The organism is Paenibacillus sp. 01T422, from assembly GCF_056398785.1.
This window is the reverse complement of record NZ_JBFTQB010001444.1, coordinates 1-844: the sequence shown is the minus strand read 5'-3', so window position 1 is coordinate 844 and position 844 is coordinate 1. Positions and strand designations below refer to the sequence as shown.

Below are 844 nucleotides of genomic sequence, written 5' to 3'. Positions count from 1 at the left end.
AGCCAACACGAGGCATTGATGTAGGAGCCAAGAGTGAGATCTATCATCTTATCTCGCGATTTGCGGCGGAAGGAAAAGCAGTCATTGTCATTTCATCGGAATTACCGGAGCTTCTTGGATTATGTAACCGTATTCTAGTCATGCATCGAGGGACTATTCATGGAGAATTAGATCACACAGAAGCCAATGAACAAAAAATTATGGCATTAGCAGCCGGAATAGCGGAGGGAATGTAGTGATAAAAGTAGCTGATTTGAGTGCACCCCCTACCCCTAAAAACAGATTTGGGGTAAAAGTAATTTGGGAACAATACAGTGTCATTTTTGCCTTTATTGTTCTTGTTGTGTTGGCATCTATTCTAAGTGAGCATTTCCTCAGTGTGGCTAACATTACGAATGTATTAAGACAAATTTCAATCGTAGGCATTATATCTGTAGGCATGACGTTTGTCATTATTCTAGGAGGTATTGATTTATCCGTCGGTTCCATCCTGGCGCTATCCGGTATGGTGATTATGGCTGCACAGGTCACTTACCATTTGCCGATTGGTATCTCGATTTTGCTAGGCTTGGCGATGGGGATTGTACTCGGCCTTATTAACGGATTTATGATTACCTATGGCAAAATCACAGCATTTATCGCCACGCTCGCTATGATGACTATTGCGAGGTCACTCGCACTTTATTATGCGGATGCTGGCGCGATATCAGGAATGAATTCCAACTATGCCAAAATTGGTAACGGATATTTACTCGGAATTCCTTATCCTGTGTTGATCTTCGCGTTTATTGTACTTATATCCTTTGTCGTATTAGAAAAGACAGTCTTCGGCAGACATATATAT

The 844-nt window shown here is 41.6% G+C and carries 1 protein-coding gene and 1 pseudogene; both read left to right on the top strand.

The features are described from left to right. Nucleotides 1-236, top strand: a pseudogene (locus AC1DUA_RS39400) (D-xylose ABC transporter ATP-binding protein); the annotation flags it as partial. Then, on the top strand, nucleotides 236-844 hold a 609-nt coding region (locus AC1DUA_RS39395; RefSeq protein ID WP_477504850.1), incomplete at its 3' end, for an ABC transporter permease. The pseudogene AC1DUA_RS39400 and the gene AC1DUA_RS39395, both read left to right, overlap by 1 nt.